This window comes from Streptomyces sp. NPDC039423 (assembly GCF_055598725.1).
Map to the genome: position 1 here is coordinate 29,274 of NZ_JBVKAH010000006.1, position 17,637 is coordinate 46,910.

Annotated in this window: 15 protein-coding genes; 6 read left to right on the forward strand and 9 right to left on the reverse strand. The window is 71.8% G+C overall.

The genetic code is table 11. The features are described 5' to 3' along the window. Positions 1 to 184: 184 nt before the first annotated feature. Together ACZ7LK_RS19940 and ACZ7LK_RS19945 are read left to right on the forward strand one after the other, a co-directional pair. On the forward strand, positions 185 to 1,960 hold the full coding sequence (locus tag ACZ7LK_RS19940; RefSeq protein ID WP_392275277.1) for an LCP family protein: 1,776 nt from the start codon (positions 185 to 187) through the stop codon (positions 1,958 to 1,960). A 29-nt stretch (positions 1,961 to 1,989) separates the two neighbouring features. Next, on the forward strand, positions 1,990 to 3,705 hold the full coding sequence (locus tag ACZ7LK_RS19945) for an LCP family protein (protein ID WP_392275276.1): 1,716 nt from the start codon (positions 1,990 to 1,992) through the stop codon (positions 3,703 to 3,705). 7 nt (positions 3,706 to 3,712) lie between these two features. On the opposite strand, the gene ACZ7LK_RS19950 is transcribed toward ACZ7LK_RS19945, so the two are convergent. Then, positions 3,713 to 4,732, reverse strand: coding sequence for a glycosyltransferase family 2 protein (locus tag ACZ7LK_RS19950; RefSeq protein WP_471142299.1), 1,020 nt, complete (start codon positions 4,730 to 4,732; stop codon positions 3,713 to 3,715). Between the two features lie 170 nt (positions 4,733 to 4,902). On the opposite strand from ACZ7LK_RS19950, the gene ACZ7LK_RS19955 reads away from it, so the two are divergent. Then, positions 4,903 to 6,390 (forward strand): LCP family protein, encoded by a 1,488-nt coding sequence (locus ACZ7LK_RS19955; RefSeq protein ID WP_469463394.1) that lies wholly within the window; start codon positions 4,903 to 4,905, stop codon positions 6,388 to 6,390. 66 nt (positions 6,391 to 6,456) lie between these two features. Here ACZ7LK_RS19955 and ACZ7LK_RS19960 read toward each other — a convergent pair whose 3' ends face one another. Beyond that, entirely contained in the window at positions 6,457 to 6,996 is a 540-nt protein-coding gene (locus ACZ7LK_RS19960) for an acyl-CoA thioesterase (protein WP_156694013.1), read from the reverse strand. A gap of 120 nt (positions 6,997 to 7,116) precedes the next feature. Here ACZ7LK_RS19960 and ACZ7LK_RS19965 point away from each other — a divergent pair, with 120 nt between their 5' ends. Next, positions 7,117 to 8,376 carry an LCP family protein gene (locus ACZ7LK_RS19965; protein WP_471142303.1) on the forward strand — a complete coding sequence of 420 codons (1,260 nt, stop codon included), beginning with the start codon at positions 7,117 to 7,119 and terminating at the stop codon, positions 8,374 to 8,376. Between the two features lie 91 nt (positions 8,377 to 8,467). On the opposite strand, the gene ACZ7LK_RS19970 is transcribed toward ACZ7LK_RS19965, so the two are convergent. From ACZ7LK_RS19970 to ACZ7LK_RS19980, 3 genes are all read right to left on the reverse strand, one after another. Further along, positions 8,468 to 9,481: an SMP-30/gluconolactonase/LRE family protein gene (locus ACZ7LK_RS19970; protein ID WP_471142306.1), complete on the reverse strand. Its 1,014-nt coding sequence runs from the start codon at positions 9,479 to 9,481 to the stop codon at positions 8,468 to 8,470. 89 nt (positions 9,482 to 9,570) lie between these two features. Beyond that, a complete protein-coding gene (locus ACZ7LK_RS19975; RefSeq protein WP_392275271.1) occupies positions 9,571 to 10,218 on the reverse strand; it encodes a hypothetical protein in 648 nt (215 codons plus the stop codon). A 99-nt stretch (positions 10,219 to 10,317) separates the two neighbouring features. Continuing rightward, positions 10,318 to 11,475: an acyl-CoA dehydrogenase gene (locus tag ACZ7LK_RS19980; protein WP_392275270.1), complete on the reverse strand. Its 1,158-nt coding sequence runs from the start codon at positions 11,473 to 11,475 to the stop codon at positions 10,318 to 10,320. 180 nt (positions 11,476 to 11,655) lie between these two features. Between ACZ7LK_RS19980 and ACZ7LK_RS19985 the strand changes: the two genes are divergently transcribed. Then, entirely contained in the window at positions 11,656 to 12,999 is a 1,344-nt protein-coding gene (locus ACZ7LK_RS19985) for a UDP-glucose dehydrogenase family protein (RefSeq protein ID WP_471142309.1), read from the forward strand. 85 nt (positions 13,000 to 13,084) lie between these two features. Continuing rightward, positions 13,085 to 13,465, forward strand: a complete 381-nt coding sequence (locus tag ACZ7LK_RS19990; protein ID WP_392275268.1) for a VOC family protein — start codon at positions 13,085 to 13,087, stop codon at positions 13,463 to 13,465. A gap of 50 nt (positions 13,466 to 13,515) precedes the next feature. Here the strand turns inward: ACZ7LK_RS19990 and ACZ7LK_RS19995 are convergent, their stop codons facing one another. From ACZ7LK_RS19995 to ACZ7LK_RS20010, 4 genes are all read right to left on the reverse strand, one after another. Next, a complete protein-coding gene (locus tag ACZ7LK_RS19995; protein WP_469463396.1) occupies positions 13,516 to 14,589 on the reverse strand; it encodes a dipeptidase in 1,074 nt (357 codons plus the stop codon). A 192-nt stretch (positions 14,590 to 14,781) separates the two neighbouring features. After that, positions 14,782 to 15,966 carry a dipeptidase gene (locus ACZ7LK_RS20000; protein WP_469463397.1) on the reverse strand — a complete coding sequence of 395 codons (1,185 nt, stop codon included), beginning with the start codon at positions 15,964 to 15,966 and terminating at the stop codon, positions 14,782 to 14,784. Further along, a complete protein-coding gene (purE, locus tag ACZ7LK_RS20005) occupies positions 15,963 to 16,460 on the reverse strand; it encodes a 5-(carboxyamino)imidazole ribonucleotide mutase (RefSeq protein WP_392275324.1) in 498 nt (165 codons plus the stop codon). Before purE ends, ACZ7LK_RS20000 begins: the two co-directional genes overlap by 4 nt. A gap of 31 nt (positions 16,461 to 16,491) precedes the next feature. Next, positions 16,492 to 17,610: a 5-(carboxyamino)imidazole ribonucleotide synthase gene (locus ACZ7LK_RS20010; protein ID WP_392275323.1), complete on the reverse strand. Its 1,119-nt coding sequence runs from the start codon at positions 17,608 to 17,610 to the stop codon at positions 16,492 to 16,494. Between the last annotated feature and the right edge of the window lie 27 nt (positions 17,611 to 17,637).

Genomic DNA, 17,637 nt, shown 5'->3' on the forward strand with positions numbered 1-17,637 from the left:
TTGGGTGGATTGCCCCCTTGTAAGGGGCGTGGAATTTGTCACGGGCGTCGCCCCACGTTGAACTGGGCGGATAGTGTGACGCGATCCGGTGCTCCCGGCCGTGAGGTCGCGCACTCGAGGATCGTGGAACCGAGCGCCTGGGGGGAGGCGCCTCGCGTGGCACCGACGGAGGACTCAAGCAACCGTGGACGCGCACAGCCGTGGACGGGCGGACGATATCGACCCCGCCGACCAGTGGGTGCTCAACCCGCAGACCGGTAACTACGAACTGCGACTGGACCATTCCGCTGGGCAGTCGGCGCCGTCGGCGCAGTCGTCCCGCCCCACCGGCCGCCGTGGCACCACCACGTCGAGAACACCCTCGCCGAGAGCCGGCTCCCCGAGAGCGACCCCCGCGGCCGACACGCCCGGCAGCCGTACGGCCGGTGTCCCCGGCCAGCGCAGGCGCCGCAGCGGCGGCGCTCCGGACGGACCCGGCGGCGGTGCGGCCCAGGCGGCCGGCCGCCGCAAGCGCAAACCGCAGCAGTCCCGCAAGAAGAAGGCACTGAAGTGGACGAGCGGGGTGACGGCCGGCATGGTCGTCGCGCTCGCCGTCACCGCGTACGCCTACTACGAGCACCTCAACGGCAACATCAGCACCGTCGACATCGCGGGTGCCGGCAGCGGCGGCTTCAAGAAGGACCAGGCCATCAACATCCTGGTCATCGGCACCGACAAGCGGACCGGCGACGGCAACGCGGGCTACGGCGACAAGAACAGCGCGGGCCACGCCGACACCACGATCCTCTTCCACGTCTCCAAGGACCGGACGAACGCCACCGCGATGTCCATCCCGCGGGACCTCATGACCGACATCCCCGACTGCGAGACGAAGACCGCCGACGGCACCGAGGTGATCCCCGGTGAGCAGAACGTCCGGTTCAACACCAGCCTCGGGCAGGCCGGACGCGACCCCGGCTGCACCATGCGCACGGTCAAGGAGATCACCGGGCTGACCGTCGACCACTTCATGATGGCCGACTTCAACGCGGTGAAGACGCTGACGTCGGCGATCGGCGGCGTCGAGGTGTGCGTGGCCAAGAACGTCGACGACAAGCAGTCGAAACTGAAGCTCACCAAGGGCAAGCACGTCATCGAGGGCGAGGACGCCCTCGCCTTCGTCCGCACCCGGCACGCCTTCGGCAACGAGAGCGACCTGGACCGCATCAAGACGCAGCAGCAGTTCCTCGGTTCGATGATCCGCAAAATGAAGTCCAGCGACACGCTGACCAGTCCGTCGAAGCTGCTCGACCTCGCGGAGGCCGCCACCGAGGCGCTGACCGTGGACACGGGGATAGGAAGCATCAAGAAGCTCCAGGACCTCGGTTCGGAGCTGGCCAAGGTGAATCCCAAGAACATCACCTTCACCACGCTGCCCGTCGTCGACAACCCGGCCGAGACGGTCAAGGCGACGGTCGTGGTCAACGAGGAGAAGGCCCGGCCGCTGTTCTCGATGATGCAGAACGACATCTCGCTCACCGAGGTGAAGAAGAAGGAGAAGGACGCCAAGAACGCCCAGGCCGCGCTGCTCAAGGGCGCGCGGGCGGAGGCCTCCCAGGTGCGCGTGGACGTGTACAACGGCAGCGGCCGTACGGGCGGCGCGCAGGCGACCATCAGCTGGCTCCAGAACGAGCAGGGCGTGCTCAAGTCCTCGAACAAGAGCAACGCCCCGCGGGAGATCGCGAAGACGACCCTGGAGTTCGCGCCGAACCAGGCCGACCAGGCCCGCAAGCTCGCGGACCTGATGGGTCTGCCCGCGACGGCGCTGAAGCAGGGAACGGAGGACGCCGGGGAGAGGGAGCCGATGAAGCTCACCCTCGGCGGGGACTTCAAGGGCGCCGGGGTGCCCATCACCGGTCCGGCGAAGGCGCCGGAGGGTGTGCAGAAGGTAGTGGCAGACAAACAGGTATGCGCGGAATGACGCGTTCCTGAACGACAGGGGGACCTGGGGTGGGACACAGCAGCGTGCGTGGGGAGGGAACGCGGGACCGCGTTCCGCACGCCCGTGGGAGCGGCTGGGAGGACGGTCACCACGGTGACGCGCCGGGCGGCGACACGGAGGAGCCGGCGAGACCGGCGGAACCGGGGGCGGCCGACCACGCCTCCGGCGGAACCGGCGGAACCGGCGACGGCCGTCGCCGCGCCGGCGGCGCCGGCGGGCACCGCCGTGCCGGAAAGCGCTCCGGGAACGGCAAGAGCGGCAAGCGGCGGGTGCTCCGGTGGAGCGCCTCGGTGTTGTCGCTGCTGATACTGGGCACGGCCGGCGCCGGGTACCTCTACTACGAGCACCTCAACAGCAAGATCAAGAAGGAAGACCTGACGCTCGGCAAGAACGGGATGCCCGAGCACAAGGCCAACGCCGCGGGCCAGACACCGCTGAACATCCTGCTGATCGGCTCCGACGCCCGGGACTCCAAGGAGAACCAGGACCTGGGCGGCGGCCGGGACACCTTCGACGGCCCGCCGCTGGCCGACGTACAGATGCTGGTGCACCTCTCCGCGGACCGCAGCAACATCTCCGTGGTCAGCATGCCCCGCGACACCATGCTGAAGATCCCGGAGTGCGTGGACGCGAAGGGGAAGGTCTACAAGGAACGCCAGTTCGCCCAGACCAACGAGTCACTGGACCGTGGCGGCCCCGGCTGCACGGTGGCCACGTGGGTCGAGCTGACCGGCATCCCCATCGACCACTTCATGATGATCGATTTCGCGGGTGTGGTCTCCATGGCCGACGCGGTCGGCGGTGTGCCCGTCTGCGTGGACAAGAACATCGAGTCCCGCACCTTCGACGGCAAGGGCTCCGGCCTGAAGCTCCCCAGGGGCACCCACCCCGTCAAGGGCAAGCAGGCCCTCCAGTGGCTGCGCACCCGCTACGGCTGGGTGGGCGGCACGGACCTGGAGCGGGCCAAGGCCCAGCACATGTACATGAACTCGATGGTCCGCGAGCTGCGCAAGAACGCCAAGCTCACCGACCCGAACAAGCTGCGCAAGCTCGCGGAGGCGGCCACCGACGCGCTCACCGTGGACACCGGGCTCGACACCATCGGCAAGCTGTACGACCTGGCCGAGGAACTCCGCAGCGTCCCGACCGGGCGCATCACCATGACGACCATGCCGAACTTCTACTCGACCCGCCGGGCGGGCAAGGTGGAGCCGACGCCCGGTGAGGCCGAGGAACTGTTCCGGATGATCCGCGAGGACATCCCGCTCGACGGCAAGCCGTCCAAGCGCGCCACGCCCGCCGCCTCCAAGGACGCGGCGGCCGCGCCCGCCGAGACCGCGGTGATGGTGCAGAACGGCACCTACACCGACCAGTACGGCTCCGCCCAGGGGCGGGCGACCACGGTCGCCGGGCTGCTGGCCGCCAAGGGCTACACCCAGGCCAAGGCCGATACAGCCGCCCCGCGGCAGGCCAAGACGGTCGTCCGGTTCCCGAGCGCGGACCTGGAGGGCGACGCGCAGGCGGTCGCCAAGGCGCTGGGGATCCCCGTGGGTTCGGTGCAGAAGTCCGACGAGGTCCAGGGCATCACCCTGATCGTGGGCGCCGACTGGCGCGAGGGCGACGTCTACCCGAAGCCCAAGGCCACCGGGAAGGCACCCGGGTCGAACACCAGCAGGGCCGACCAGTCCGGCTGCATGACGGTCGACCCCAACTTCACCTGGTGAACCGGCGCTACGCCGCCGTCCGGACGACCGCCGGGCGGCGGCTGGCGATGACCCTCTTCGCCAGCGAACGGGGGCTGGTGAGGAAGCCGTACCCCCACGACATGTGCATCGTCGCCAGCGCCAGCGGGATCCGGAGCCGCGCCTTGAGCGGCAGGCCCTTGCCGGCCGGGACCGAGCCGGCGACGATCGCCGCCAGGTAGCCGCCCGGCACCACGAGGCCGTACGGGGTCAGCGTCGCGCCCACGACGAGGCCCGCCGCGATGGCGCAGACGGCGGTCGGCGGGGCGAGGTAGCGGAGGTTGATGGAGCCCTGGTGGTAGCGGGCGACCACGTGCCGCCAGCGGCCGTAGTCCTTGTACTGCTTGGCCAGCGCCCGCACGCTCGGCCGGGGCCGGTACTGGACCCGCAGCTCCGGCGAGAACCAGATCAGGCCGCCCGCCTCGCGGATGCGGAAGTTCAGCTCCCAGTCCTGGGCGCGGATGAACTCCTCGTTGTAGCCGCCCTGCTGTTCGAGCGCCTCGCGGCGGAACACGCCCAGGTAGACCGTCTCGGCCGGGCCCGCCTCACCACCGGTGTGGAAGGCCGCGTTGCCGACGCCGATCTTCGAGGTCATCGCGGCGGCGACCGCGTGCTCCCAGTCGTTCTCGCCCTCGGCGTGCATGACGCCGCCCACGTTCTGGGCGCCCGTCTCCTCCAGGAGGCGCACGGCGGTGGCGATGTAGTTCGGCGACAGCATGCCGTGCCCGTCGACCCGTACCACTATCGGGTGACGCGACGCCTTGATCGCGGCGTTGAGCGCCGCGGGCGTGCGCCCGGTGGGGTTGGGAACCGTGTGGACACGGGGGTCCTCGCGGACGAGCTCGGCGGCGATCTCGTCCGTACGGTCCGTGGACGGGCCGAGGGCGATCACCACCTCCATCTCGCCGTCGTACTCCTGCTCGAGGATGTGACGGACCGAGGCGCGCAGGTGCCGCTCCTCATTGAGGACCGGCATGATCACGGAGACCGGGGGCAGCGGCTGGGGCATGGTTCCTCGGGGGTTACGGGGGTCGCCCCCCGGAAGACGGCAGTGTCGACCGGCCACGTTACCGCGAACGGGGGACAGCGATGCGCGCCGCCCGGGTGGCGCGGACGGCCGCTGATCGTATGGGCCTACTGTGCTCACTATTCCCCCAGCCGCCCGCGGAGGTGTCCTTCGTGCCCACGCCGCCCCGCCGCCCCGCCCCTCCCCGGCCGCCCGCCCCCGGCCGGCCGAGACGGGCCCAGGCGCCGGCACCGGCCGTGCGGAGGGGACGTCCCGGACGCACCCGGTGGGGCGCGCGGGCGGCGACGGCCCTGTCGGTGCTGGTGCTGGCGGCGGGCGGGATCGGGCACGCCATCGTGACCGGGCTGGACACCGAGATCGGCCGGGTCGATCCGTTCAAGGACATGAAGAACCGCCCCGCGCCGGGGCACGGCACGAACATCCTGGTGGTCGGCACCGACGGGCGCGACAGGATCACGCCGCGGGAGAAGGAGAAGTACCGGCTCGGCGGCGCGCCCTGCCGCTGCACCGACACGATCATGCTGCTGCACGTCTCCGCCGACCGTAAGCGGGCCAGCATGGTGTCGCTCCCCCGCGACTCGTACGCCGAGATTCCGCCCCACACCGACGCCACCACCGGCAAGCACCACCACCGGCACCCGGTGAAGCTGAACGCCGCCTACGCGGAGGGCGGGCCGAACCTCACCGTACGGACCGTCGAGCACATGACCGGCGTCAAGATCGACCACTACCTGGAGCTGGACTTCACCAGCTTCATGCGGACCGTCGACGCCATCGGGGGCGTGGAGATCTGCACCGCCAAGCCGATGAAGGACGCGTACACCGGCCTGGACCTCGCGGCCGGCACCCACAAGCTGGACGGCGGCCAGGCCCTCCAGTACGTGCGCTCCCGCCATGTCGACGGGGCGTCCGACCTGGGGCGCATGCAGCGCCAGCAGCGGTTCATGGCGGCCCTCATCGACCAGGGGACGAGCAACGGCACCCTGCTGAATCCGGTGCGGTTCCAGCAGGTCGTCACCTCCATGCTCAGCTCCGTGCGGGCCGACGAGGGCTTCGGCGCGGAGCAGATGCTGGCCCTGGCGAAGGCGATGCGGGGCTTCACGGCGGCGTCGTCGGAATTCACCTCCGTACCCGTCAGCAGCGTCAGCTTCCCGGTCAAGGGCATCGGCTCCACCGTGAAGTGGGACCCGGTGAAGGCGAAGAAGCTGTTCGCGGCGGTACGCGCGGACAAGCCGCTCGCCCCGTACGCGGGACGCGGCGGCGTCCGCAAGAAGCTGGTGGAGGTCTCGCCCCAGCAGATCCGGGTGCAGGTCTACAACGGCACCCGGGTGCCCGGCCTGGGCGCCCGCCTGGACGCGGGGCTGCGGGCGACCGGCTTCCGGACGAACGCGGCGGCGCTGAACTGGCCGCGGCGGAACCTGTCCCGCACCATCGTGTGGTTCGACCCCCGCTGGGACCGCTCGGCCCGCTCCCTGGCCACCGCGCTGCCGGGCTGCGAGCTGCGGCCGGCGTGGGGCCAGGGCCCGGTGTTCAAGGTCACGGCCGGCGCGAACTTCACCGGGGTCCTCCCGGTCCGGGCGGAGGACGCCTTCCAGGGCGAGTTCGGCGCGGTCACCGGTGACCAGGTGATCTGCGCCTAGGGAGTGTCCGGAAAGTCTCGCCTGGCCCGCGGTGTCCTGCACGCGCGCGGGCGGGCAGCGTCGGGGTCAGTCCTCGTCGAGGCCCTCCGCCGCACGCTTCTCGCGGAGCTCCTTGATCGCCCGGCGGCGCGCGAGACGGTGCGTGCGCCGGATCTGCGCCTCCTGGTAGCGGCGCTTGTCACGCTCGGTCTCCGGGACCACCGGCGGGACGGGCCTCGGCTTGCCGTCCGCGTCGACCGCGGCGAACACCAGGTAGGCCGAGCCGACCTGGGTGGGCGGCGTGGACTCGTTCCACCGCTCGGCCAGCACCCGGACGCCGACCTCCATGGAGGACCGTCCCGTCCAGTTCACCTGCGCCTTCACATGGACCAGGTCGCCCACGCGGACCGGCTCCAGGAAGACCATCTCGTCCATGGACGCGGTCACGGCGGGACCGCCGGAATGGCGGCCCGCGACGGCGCCCGCCGCGTCGTCCACCAGCTTCATGATCACGCCGCCGTGCACGGTACCCAGGAGGTTGGTGTCACTGCCGGTCATGATGTGGCTGAGGGTGGTGCGGGATGCCGCGGTCGGCTTTCCCCGCAGCTCGGAGGCCTGATCTGTCATGCCCTCCACCCTATGCCCGAGTCCGTCCCGCCCCGTATTTGCATCAGCTTGGCTACAGCCCTGGCCCGATTCCCCACCCACCCTGTCGGGCCCCGGGCGGCGGCCTGCACACTGTTCCGCATGAACGACTGGCCCGAAGGATGGTCCGACGACCGCAACGCGCGTCACGGCCGTGGCAGCGCCGACGCCCAGCCCGAGGGCGCCCGGGTGATGCGGCACGTCCGGCGCCCCTCCGCGCCGCCGCGGCGCCCGCCGGTCCCGCAGCAGCAGTCGCAGGGGTACGACGACGCCTACGACAGCGGCTACAACACCGGGCAGGTCTACGGCACGCCCCAGGGCGGCGGCCGTGGCGGCGGCCCCCTCGTCCCGGACCGGGGTTCCGTCCGGGCGCCCGGACCCGCCCCGGACTGGCGCCGCCGCATCAAGATCGGCTCCATCGTGCTGCTGGTCGCGGTCCTCGGCACCAGCGTCGGCACGTACTTCTGGGCCGACGGCAGGATGCGCCGCGAGGTCGACCTCTCCAAGGTCATCGACCGCCCGCAGGAGGGCGACTGCACGACGTACCTGATCGTCGGCTCCGACAGCCGTGAGGGCATGACGGCCGAGGAGAAGAAGAAGCTGCACACCGGCTCCGCCGAGGGCAAGCGCACCGACTCGATGATGATCCTGGCGGCCTGCGGCAGCGGCAACACCATGATCTCGCTGCCCCGCGACTCCGACGTGGAGATCCCCAAGTTCGTCGGCTCCGAGTCCGGCAAGACCTTCCCGGCCCAGGGCCGCCGGGTGAAGCTGAACGCCGCGTACGCGGAGGACGGCCCCGAGCTGCTGGTCCGCACCGTCGAGCACAACACCGGGCTGCGCATCGACCACTACGCCGAGATCGGCTTCGCGGGCTTCGCCAACATCGTCGACTCGCTCGGCGGTGTGGAGATGAACATCGAGAAGGGCTTCAAGGACAAGAAGTCCGGGGCCGACTTCCAGGCCGGCAAGCAGACCCTCAACGGCGAGCAGGCCCTCGCCTTCGTCCGCACCCGGTACGCGTTCGCCGAGTCCGACCTGGCGCGGACGAAGAACCAGCAGAAGTTCCTGTCCGCGCTCGCCAGCCAGGCGGCGACGCCGGGGACGATCCTGAACCCCTTCAAGCTCTACCCCATGATGGGCGCCGGGCTGGACACGCTGATCGTCGACGAGGACATGTCGCTGTTCGACCTGGGCGAGATGTTCTTCGCGATGAAGGGCATCAGCGGCGGCGACGGTGTGTCGATGAACATGCCGATCAACGGCAGCCGCGGCGGCAACCTCGTCTGGGACAAGACGAAGGTGCAGCAGCTCGTGAGGCAGATCCAGAACGACGAGAAGGTCACGGTCACCGGCAACTAGGGGGTGTCCGCGAAGTACGGCGTCCGCCCGGAGGGCGGGCGAGACTTCGCGGACACGAGCTGGGCACGCCCCCCGGGGCCGGCGGCCGGTCTCACCGGCGCCGTACGACGAAGTCGTCCGCGGTCCGGCCGTCCGGCCCGAACACCACCTCCAGGCGCCCGCTCAGCACGTGGTCGCCGTACGGCGAGTGCGCCACCGTCGACGGGCCCCGCACCGGCCACGGGCCGCCGGCCGCCACCCGGGCGGTGCGCCAGTGGTCGCCGGAGCGCAGGACGTGGACGGCGTCGGCGCCCCTGGGGTTGGCCAGGTCGTTGGTCACCGCGACCAGGGCCCCGTCCGGCCTCAGGGCGAGCCCGTCGCCTCCGTACAGGGGCGCGGGCAGGGCGACCTCGCCGAGGCGGCGGGGGTCGCGCAGGGGTACGCGCAGCAGGCGGCCGTCGCCGTAGTTGACGGCGAGCAGATGGCCGGCCGGGTGGACGACGAGCCCGTTGACGCCGGTGCCGTGGCCGTCGGTGAGCCGGGCGTCCCGGACCAGCACGGAGGCGCGGCCGTGCCGGTCGACCCGGTAGAGGGCGTCGCCGCTCACGTCCGAGACGTACGCAGTGCCGTCCGGCCCGACCGCCACGTCATTGACGGCGTACCGCTGCTGGTGGGGCGAGAGCGCGGTGAGGTCCACCAGGTGCAGCGGCCGCCCGGTGCGCAGGTCGTAGATCCCGAGCCCACCGGTCCGGTGCGCGGTGCCGGGACCCGACCGCTCGGCGACCCCGAGATCGGCGTACGCGACGAGGAGACGCCCGCGCGCCGCGTCCACGTGCACGCCGTACGTGGAGACCAGGCGCGGGTCACTGACGAGCGTGCTGGTACGCCCGTCGGGCCGGACGACGGAGACGGTGCCGTGCCGCACGGACGACACCAGGAAGGCCCGGCGGGTGGGGTCCCACGCGATGCCCTCCGGGTGCAGCGAGCGGGCGTGTCCGGTGATCTCCCGGGGCACCGGGGCGGGCGCGTGGGCGTACGCCGCGGTGCCCACGGGCGCGGCGGGGGCCGTCGTGGACAGGAGCGCCGCGGCGGCGAGCGTCGCGGCGGCGAGGTGCTTGATCGTCATGCCAGCAGCCTGTCCGGCCCCGCCCCGCCCCGGGAGTGCCTGCTTGTCGTGGTGGTGCCACCACCACGAACCCGGCGGGCGCCCGGGTGTCAGACGGCGAAGGGGTTCGTGTGGCCGGGGAGCTGCTGGCCGGGGCGGAGGAAGCGGCAGCGGCCGTCCTCGTCGCGCACCGGTACGAAGCCGGCCGCGCGGAGGCGCTGGGCGATGCGCTCCCGGCGGGCCTCGCTGATCCTGACACCGCCCACCAGCAGGCCCGCCAGGGCGGCGCCGCCCGCGAGGGCGCCGACGTACATCCCGCAGATCAGCAGAGTCACCACCAGGGCGGCCACGCACACCCAGGCGAAGCCCATCTTGCGCGCACCGGCCATCTGCGTCATGACGTCGTACCCGATGCGGTCCTTCGTCCGGGCGACCGCCTCCGCCGCCTCGGCGGTCGGCTTCAGCGTCCCGGGCTGGAGCCCGGGCACCGTACCGCCCATGCCCGCCCGCGGGTGCGCGGCGATGGTCGCCGCCTCCCGGGCGCGGGCCTCGGGGGCGGGGTCGCGGTACAGGTAGACCGCGAGGGTGCGGCTGTTGTGCCCCTCGCGCCGGGTCTCGGCGTACTCGAAGCCGTAGTGCTCGACGACGTGCGCGAGCGTGGCGGCTCGTCCCGCGTGGGAGAACTCGTTGGTGACGACCACGACGTCCTGGGTCGCTATCTGCTTGAGCAGTGCGGAGATCTGGCGATCCACACTCATGAGGACTCCCACTGGTGCTGTGCTGGTGTGCGGCAGCGCAGCCTAACCGCAACGGCCCCCGGCGGAGCGCCGGGGGCCGTCGTGCGGTGTGCGGGGGTGTTACGGCAGGTTGCGGGCCATCACGATCCGCTGGACCTGGTTGGTGCCCTCGTAGATCTGGGTGATCTTGGCGTCGCGCATCATGCGCTCGACCGGGTAGTCGCGGGTGTAGCCGTAACCGCCGAGGAGCTGCACCGCGTCGGTGGTGACCTCCATGGCGATGTCCGAGGCGAAGCACTTCGCGGCGGCGCCCAGGTAGGTGAGGTCGGCGTCGCCGCGCTCGGAGGCGGCGGCGGCCTGGTAGGTGAGGGCGCGGGCGGCGGAGATCTTCATCGCCATGTCGGCCAGCATGAACTGGACGCCCTGGAAGTCGGCGATCGGCTTGCCGAACTGCTTGCGTTCCTGGACGTACCCCTTGGCGTAGTCCAGGGCGCCCTGGGCGATGCCGAGCGCCTGGGCCGCGATGGTGATGCGGGTGTGGTCCAGGGTCTTCATCGCGGTGGCGAAGCCGGTGCCCTCTTCGCCGATCATGCGGTCGGCGGGGATGCGGACGTTGTCGAGGTAGACCTCGCGGGTCGGGGAGCCCTTGATGCCGAGCTTCTTCTCCGGCGCGCCGAAGGAGACGCCCTCGTCGGACTTCTCGACGACGAAGGCGCTGATGCCCTTGGAACGCTTGGACGGGTCGGTCACGGCCATGACCGTGTAGAACTCGGAGACGCCCGCGTTGGTGATCCAGCGCTTGACGCCGTTGAGGACCCAGAAGTCGCCGTCGCGGACGGCCTTGGTCTTCATGCCGGCGGCGTCGGAGCCCGCGTCGGGCTCCGAGAGGCAGTACGAGAACATGCCGTCGCCCTTGGCGAGCGGGGTCATGTACTTCTTCTTCAGCTCCTCGGAGCCGGAGATGATGACCGGCAGCGAGCCCAGCTTGTTCACGGCCGGGATCAGCGAGGACGAGGCGCAGACGCGGGCGACCTCCTCGATGACGATCACGGTCGCGAGGGCGTCGGCGCCCGCGCCGCCGTAGGTCTCGGGGACGTGCACGGCGTGCAGGTCGGAGGAGAGGAGCGCGTCGAGCGCCTCCTGCGGGAAGCGGGCCTCCTCGTCCACCGCGGCGGCGAACGGCGCGATCTTGGCCTCGGCGAGCGAGCGGACGGTGTCCCGGAGCATGTCGTGCTCTTCGGACGGGCGGTACAGATCGAAGTCAGGCGTTCCCGCCACTATCTCTCACTCCCCTGAGCTGCTGCTAACTACCGTTAAGTAACCCGAATTTTAGTGGGAGCGGCCGGGCCAGGCATACGTGAGCTTGACGACAGCGCCGGTCCTGCGGGAACCGTGCCCGGCCGCGGGCACGACTATGCTCGGGCCCGCACTCCCTCCCGTACGTCAATGGAGCACCGTATGGCCCTCAAGATCACCGTGATCGGCACCGGATACCTCGGCGCCACCCATGCGGCGGCCATGGCGGAGCTCGGCTTCGAGGTCCTCGGTCTGGACGTCGTCCCCGAGAAGATCGAGATGCTCTCGGCGGGACGCGTCCCCATGTACGAGCCGGGGCTGGAGGACCTGCTGCGCAAGCACGTCGCCGGCATCGAGGGATCCACCGGGCGGCTGCGCTTCACCACCTCCTGGGAGGAGGTCGGCGAGTTCGGCGACGTCCACTTCGTGTGCGTGAACACGCCCCAGAAGCACGGGGACTACGCGTGCGACATGCGGTACGTCGACGCCGCCTTCGGCTCGCTGGCCCCGCACCTGCGGCGCCCCGCGCTGGTGGTGGGCAAGTCGACCGTGCCGGTCGGCAGCGCGGAGCGGCTGGCCCGGCTCCTGGCCGACCGGGCGCCGGTGGGCGCCGACGCGGAACTGGCGTGGAACCCCGAGTTCCTGCGTGAGGGCTTCGCCGTCCGCGACACCCTGCACCCGGACCGGATCGTCGTCGGGGTCGAGAGCGCGGCCGCCGAGAAGCTGCTGCGCGAGGTGTACGCCACACCGATGGCGGAGGGGTCGCCGTTCGTGGTGACCGACTTCCCCACGGCGGAGCTGGTGAAGACCGCCGCGAACTCCTTCCTGGCGACCAAGATCTCCTTCATCAACGCCATGGCCGAGGTCTGCGAGGCCGCCGGCGGCGACGTGGTGAAGCTCGCCGAGGCCATCGGCCACGACGAGCGGATCGGCGCGAAGTTCCTGCGGGCCGGCATCGGCTTCGGCGGCGGCTGCCTCCCCAAGGACATCCGGGCCTTCATGGCCCGGGCCGGTGAGCTGGGCGCCGACCAGGCACTGACCTTCCTCCGTGAGATCGACTCCATCAACATGCGCCGCCGCGGCCAGATGGTCGGCATGGCCCGCGAGGCCCTCGGCGACGGCGCGTTCCTGGGCAAGCGCGTGGCGGTGCTGGGCGCGACGTTCAAGCCCGACTCCGACGACGTCCGCGACTCGCCCGCGCTGAACGTGGCCGGCCAGATCCACCTCCAGGGCGGCCAGGTCACCGTGTACGACCCCAAGGGCATGGACAACGCGCAGCGGATCTTCCCCACCCTCGGGTACGCCGACACCGCCCTGGAGGCGGTGCGCGGCGCCGACGTCGTGCTGCACCTCACCGAGTGGCGCGAGTTCCGCGAGCTCGACCCGGCCGAGCTGGGCGAGGCCGCGGCCGCCCGGATCATCCTGGACGGCCGCAACGCCCTGGACGCCGACCGCTGGCGCGAGGCCGGCTGGACCTTCCGCGCGATGGGCCGCCCCCGGGCCTGACCCCTGCGGCGGCATGGGGGGGGGACGCCCCCGGGCCGGACCCCACGGCAGGCATGGCCGCCCGCCGCACGGGCACCCGGGCGCCATGGCTTTTGCGACGCTCACGCTCACCGCGATCGACTGCCCCGAGCCGCGCCGGCTCGCCGAGTTCTACGCCGCGGTCCTCGGCGGCGAGATCAAGGACGACCAGACCGAGGACGACCACTGGATCGACCTCCACCTGCCGGACGGGCAGCGGCTGGCGTTCCAGCGGGCGACGGACCTGCGCCCGCCCGAGTGGCCCCGGGCCGACCGCAACGCCCAGCAGCTCCACCTCGACCTGGACGTCGAGGACATGGACGACGCGCACGAGCGGGTCCTCGCGCTGGGCGCGCGGCCGCTGGACGTCGACGACAAGGGGGGCGAGCGGGGGTTCCGGGTGTACGCGGACCCCGCGGGGCACCCGTTCTGCCTCTGCCGAGCCTGACGGTTCCGGGGCCTGACGGTTCCGGGGCCTGGCGGCCGGCCCGCCATGGGCTACGCCGGTTGCGCGGCGTTCGCCGCCTCCCGTACGACACGGGCCGCGTTGCCCCAGGTCAGGGCGGCGACATCGGCCTCGGCCCAGTCCCGGTGCAGCAGCTCGGCGATCAGGTTCGGGTAGCACGACGCGTCTTCCAGGCCGATCGTGTGCGGGGCGTCGGTTGTCATGCCGTAGGAACCCGACAGGCCCACGCTCTCCGGTCCGGCGACCTCCCGCACGTGCTCCACGTGGTCGGCCACGTCCCACAGGGTGGCGGGCTGGTCGGCCCGGCGGGTGACCTGGTCCGGGGCGAAGCTCACCATGCACACACCGGCGTTCGCGCGCAGCCGGCGCAGCACGTCGTCGGGGACGTTGGCCGTGTGCGGTGTGAGGGCCTGGGCCGCCGAGTGGGACAGGATGACCGGCGCCTTGGACACGTCCAGGACCCGGTCCATGGTGGCCTCCGAGGCGCCCGACAGGTCCACCAGGACACCGAGGCGGTTCATCTCGCGCACCGCCTCCTCCCCGAACGGCGTCAGCCCGTCGGGATCGGCCGTCCACGGCGTACCGGCGATGTTCACGCTCCGCACGCCGAGCGCGTGGTAGGCGCGGAGCGTGCCCAGCGAGTCCCCCAGGGCGGCGCCCGACACCGGACCCAGCAGGGACGCGATCCGCCCGCAGTCGCGGGCCTGGACCATGTCGGCGGCGGTCAGCGCGAGCCGCAGGGCCTCGGGGCACGACGCGATCAGGGTGGACACGGCGTCTATTCGGTCCAGCGTCTCCTGCACGGCCGACGGGCCCGGCGCCACGTGCAGCGACCAGAACTGCGCGCCGACGCCGCCGGCGCGGATGCGGGGGATGTCGGTGTCGAGGAGCGCCGAGCCGTACTGGAGGTCGTGCCAGTGCGTGCGGTCCAGCTCCTGCGCGAGCGTGTTGTGGCCGTCGACCACGAGCTGCGCGGCGAGCAGTACACGGGCCCGCTCGAGGTCGACCTCGGCCGGGGTGGGCGCCTCGGCGAGACCGTCGGGCGGGTCGTCGAGCTCACCGATCGCGGAGGGGTCCGCGTACGGGTGGTCCTGAAGGTCTGCCATGGGGGAGCTCCGCTCCGGGGTGTCACGACGAGCCGTTGTTCCGTACGGCCAAGGTGGCACGAGCCGGTACGGCGGTCTCGGTGACGTACTGCGTTCGGGTGACGCGCCCTCACCCACCGGCAGGCGCCGCCCAGCAGGGACACGGGCGGGGCCGTACCGGGGGCGGGGCCGTACCGGGGCGTGCCCGCGGGGTCAGGCGTCGGGGGTGGGGAGCGTGGCGGTGGAGGGGGCGCGGTGGGACAGGGCGCGGGAGACGGACTCCGCGTCGCGCAGGGCCCGCACCGGGTTCTCCCATGTGAGCTTCGCGATGTCGGTGCGCGACCACTTGCGCGTGAGGAGCTCCGCGATCAGGTTCGGGTAGCCCGCCACGTCCTCCAGGCCCTCCGGCGTGAACGCCGTGCCGTCGAAGTCGCCGCCGATGCCGACGTGCGCGATGCCCGCGACCTCGCGCATGTGGTCCAGGTGGTCCGCGACCGTGGCGACGGTGGCGACCGGCCGGGGGTCGGCCTCCTCGAAGGCCGCGTGGACGCGCATCGCCTCCGGTGTGGTGTCCAGGTGGTGGAAGCCGTGCGCCCGCATGTTGTCGTCCGCCCGCCGGGTCCACTCGACGGCGGCGGGGAGGACGAACTTGGGGACGAACGTGGCCATGGCGACGCCCCCGTTCGCGGGGAGCAGGGCCAGGACGTCGTCCGGGATGTTGCGCGGGTGGTCGCACACGGCCCGGGAGGACGAGTGGGAGAAGATCACCGGCGCCTCGGACGTCGCCAGCGCGTCGCGCATCGTGGTGTCGGCGACATGCGAGAGGTCCACCAGCATGCCGAGCCGGTTCATCTCCCGGACGACCTCGCGGCCGAAGGCCGACAGGCCGCCGACGCCGGGGGCGTCGGTGGCGGAGTCGGCCCAGGGCACGTTGTCGTTGTGCGTGAGCGTCATGTAGCGGACGCCCAGCGCGTACAGGGCGCGGAGGGTGGCCATCGAGTTGTTGATGGAGTGGCCGCCCTCGGCGCCCTTGAGCGAGGCGATGCGGCCGGAGGCGCGGGCGGCCTCCATGTCGTCGGCCGTCAGCGCGGGCGCCAGGTCCGCCGGGTGGCGGGCGAGGAGCCGGTCGACGCAGTCGATCTGCTCCAGCGTCGCGCTGACCGCGTCGTCGCCGGCCATGCCGGTGCGGACGTACACCGACCAGAACTGGGCGCCGACCCCGCCGGCCCGCAGCCGGGGGATGTCGGTGTGGAGCCGGCCGGTCTGGTCCGCCGCGACGTCGAGGCGGTCCAGGTCGTAGCCGGCGTTCTCCCGCAGCGCCCAGGGCAGGTCGTTGTGGCCGTCGACCACGGGGTACGAGGCGAGCAGTTCGCGCGCCTCGTCCACGGGCCGCGTCACTTGGCGAAACCGAACGACGCCGAACCCTCGACCTTCGCCCGCAGCCGCTTGCCCTTCTCGGTGGCCTGGTCGTTGAGCTCCTGCTGGAAGTCGGTCATCCGGGAGAGCAGGTCCGGGTCGGAGGTGGCGAGGATCCGCGCGGCGAGGAGGCCCGCGTTGCGCGCGCCGCCGACCGAGACGGTGGCCACGGGGACCCCGGCCGGCATCTGGACGATCGACAGGAGGGAGTCCATGCCGTCCAGGTACTTCAGCGGGACGGGGACGCCGATGACCGGCAGGGGGGTGACGGAGGCCAGCATGCCGGGCAGGTGCGCGGCACCGCCGGCGCCCGCGATGACCGCCTTGAGGCCGCGCTCGGCGGCGCGCTCCCCGTACGCGATCATCTCGCGCGGCATCCGGTGCGCGGAGACGACGTCGACCTCGTAGGGGATCTCGAACTCGTCGAGCGCGGAGGCCGCGGCCTCCATGACCGGCCAGTCGGAGTCGGAGCCCATGACGATGCCCACGAGCGGGGTGTCCTGTGGGTTACTCAACGATCGTCCCTCGCAGGTAGCCGGCGGCGTGACGCGCGCGGTCCAGCACGTCGTCGAGGTCGTCGCCGTAGGTGTTGACGTGGCCCACCTTGCGGCCGGGCTTCACGTCCTTGCCGTACATGTGGATCTTGAGCTGGGGGTCCCGGGCCATGCAGTGCAGGTAGGGCCGGTACATGTCGGGGAAGTCGCCGCCGAGCACGTTGCACATGACGGTCCAGGTGGCGCGCGGACGGGGGTCGCCCAGCGGCAGGTCGAGGACGGCCCGTACGTGGTTGGCGAACTGTGAGGTGACCGCGCCGTCCTGGGTCCAGTGGCCGGAGTTGTGGGGGCGCATCGCCAGCTCGTTGACGAGGATGCGGCCGTCGCGGGTCTCGAACAGCTCGACGGCGAGGTGGCCGACGACGCCCAGCTCCTTGGCGATGCGCAGCGCCAGCTCCTGTGCCTGGCCGGCCAGGTCGGGCGACAGGTCGGGCGCCGGGGCGATGACCGTGTCGCAGACGCCGTCGACCTGGCGGGACTCGACGACGGGGTACGCCACGGCCTGGCCGTGCGGGGAGCGGACGATGTTCGCCGCCAGCTCGCGGACGAAGTCGACCTTCTCCTCCGCGAGGACCGGCACGCCCGCGAGGAACGGGTCGCGCGCCTCGTCCTCGGAGCGGACGAACCACACGCCCTTGCCGTCGTAGCCGCCGCGCACGGTCTTGAGGATGATCGGGAACCCTCCGGTCTCGGCGGCGAAGGCCGCCGCGTCCGCCGGGTCCGTCACGATGCGGTGGCGCGGGGACGGGGCGCCGATCTCGTCGAGCTTGGCGCGCATCACCCCCTTGTCCTGCGCGTGCACCAACGCGTCGGGCCCCGGCCGGACGGGGATGCCGTCCGCCTCCAGGGCCCGCAGGTGCTCGGTCGGGACGTGCTCGTGGTCGAAGGTGATCACGTCGCAGCCGCGTGCGAACTCACGCAGCGTGTCCAGGTCGCGATAGTCGCCGAGGACGACGTCGCTCACCACCTGGGCCGCCGAGTCCTGGGGGGAGTCGCTGAGGAGCTTGAACTTGATGCCGAGGGGGATGCCCGCCTCGTGGGTCATTCGGGCGAGCTGACCGCCGCCCACCATGCCTACTACCGGGAACGTCACCCTCTT

What these genes read in the sequence shown, in the direction of transcription:
- ACZ7LK_RS19950 (WP_471142299.1), bottom strand. Translation starts at nt 4,732, where the DNA reads ATGCCCCAGCCGCTGCCCCCGGTCTCCGTGATCATGCCGGTCCTCAAT.
- ACZ7LK_RS19960 (WP_156694013.1), bottom strand. Translation starts at nt 6,996, where the DNA reads ATGACAGATCAGGCCTCCGAGCTGCGGGGAAAGCCGACCGCGGCATCC.
- ACZ7LK_RS19965 (WP_471142303.1), top strand. Translation starts at nt 7,117, where the DNA reads ATGAACGACTGGCCCGAAGGATGGTCCGACGACCGCAACGCGCGTCAC.
- ACZ7LK_RS19970 (WP_471142306.1), bottom strand. Translation starts at nt 9,481, where the DNA reads ATGACGATCAAGCACCTCGCCGCCGCGACGCTCGCCGCCGCGGCGCTC.
- ACZ7LK_RS19975 (WP_392275271.1), bottom strand. Translation starts at nt 10,218, where the DNA reads ATGAGTGTGGATCGCCAGATCTCCGCACTGCTCAAGCAGATAGCGACC.
- ACZ7LK_RS19985 (WP_471142309.1), top strand. Translation starts at nt 11,656, where the DNA reads ATGGCCCTCAAGATCACCGTGATCGGCACCGGATACCTCGGCGCCACC.
- ACZ7LK_RS19990 (WP_392275268.1), top strand. Translation starts at nt 13,085, where the DNA reads ATGGCTTTTGCGACGCTCACGCTCACCGCGATCGACTGCCCCGAGCCG.
- ACZ7LK_RS19995 (WP_469463396.1), bottom strand. Translation starts at nt 14,589, where the DNA reads ATGGCAGACCTTCAGGACCACCCGTACGCGGACCCCTCCGCGATCGGT.
- purE (WP_392275324.1), bottom strand. Translation starts at nt 16,460, where the DNA reads ATGGGCTCCGACTCCGACTGGCCGGTCATGGAGGCCGCGGCCTCCGCG.
- ACZ7LK_RS20010 (WP_392275323.1), bottom strand. Translation starts at nt 17,610, where the DNA reads ATGGTGGGCGGCGGTCAGCTCGCCCGAATGACCCACGAGGCGGGCATC.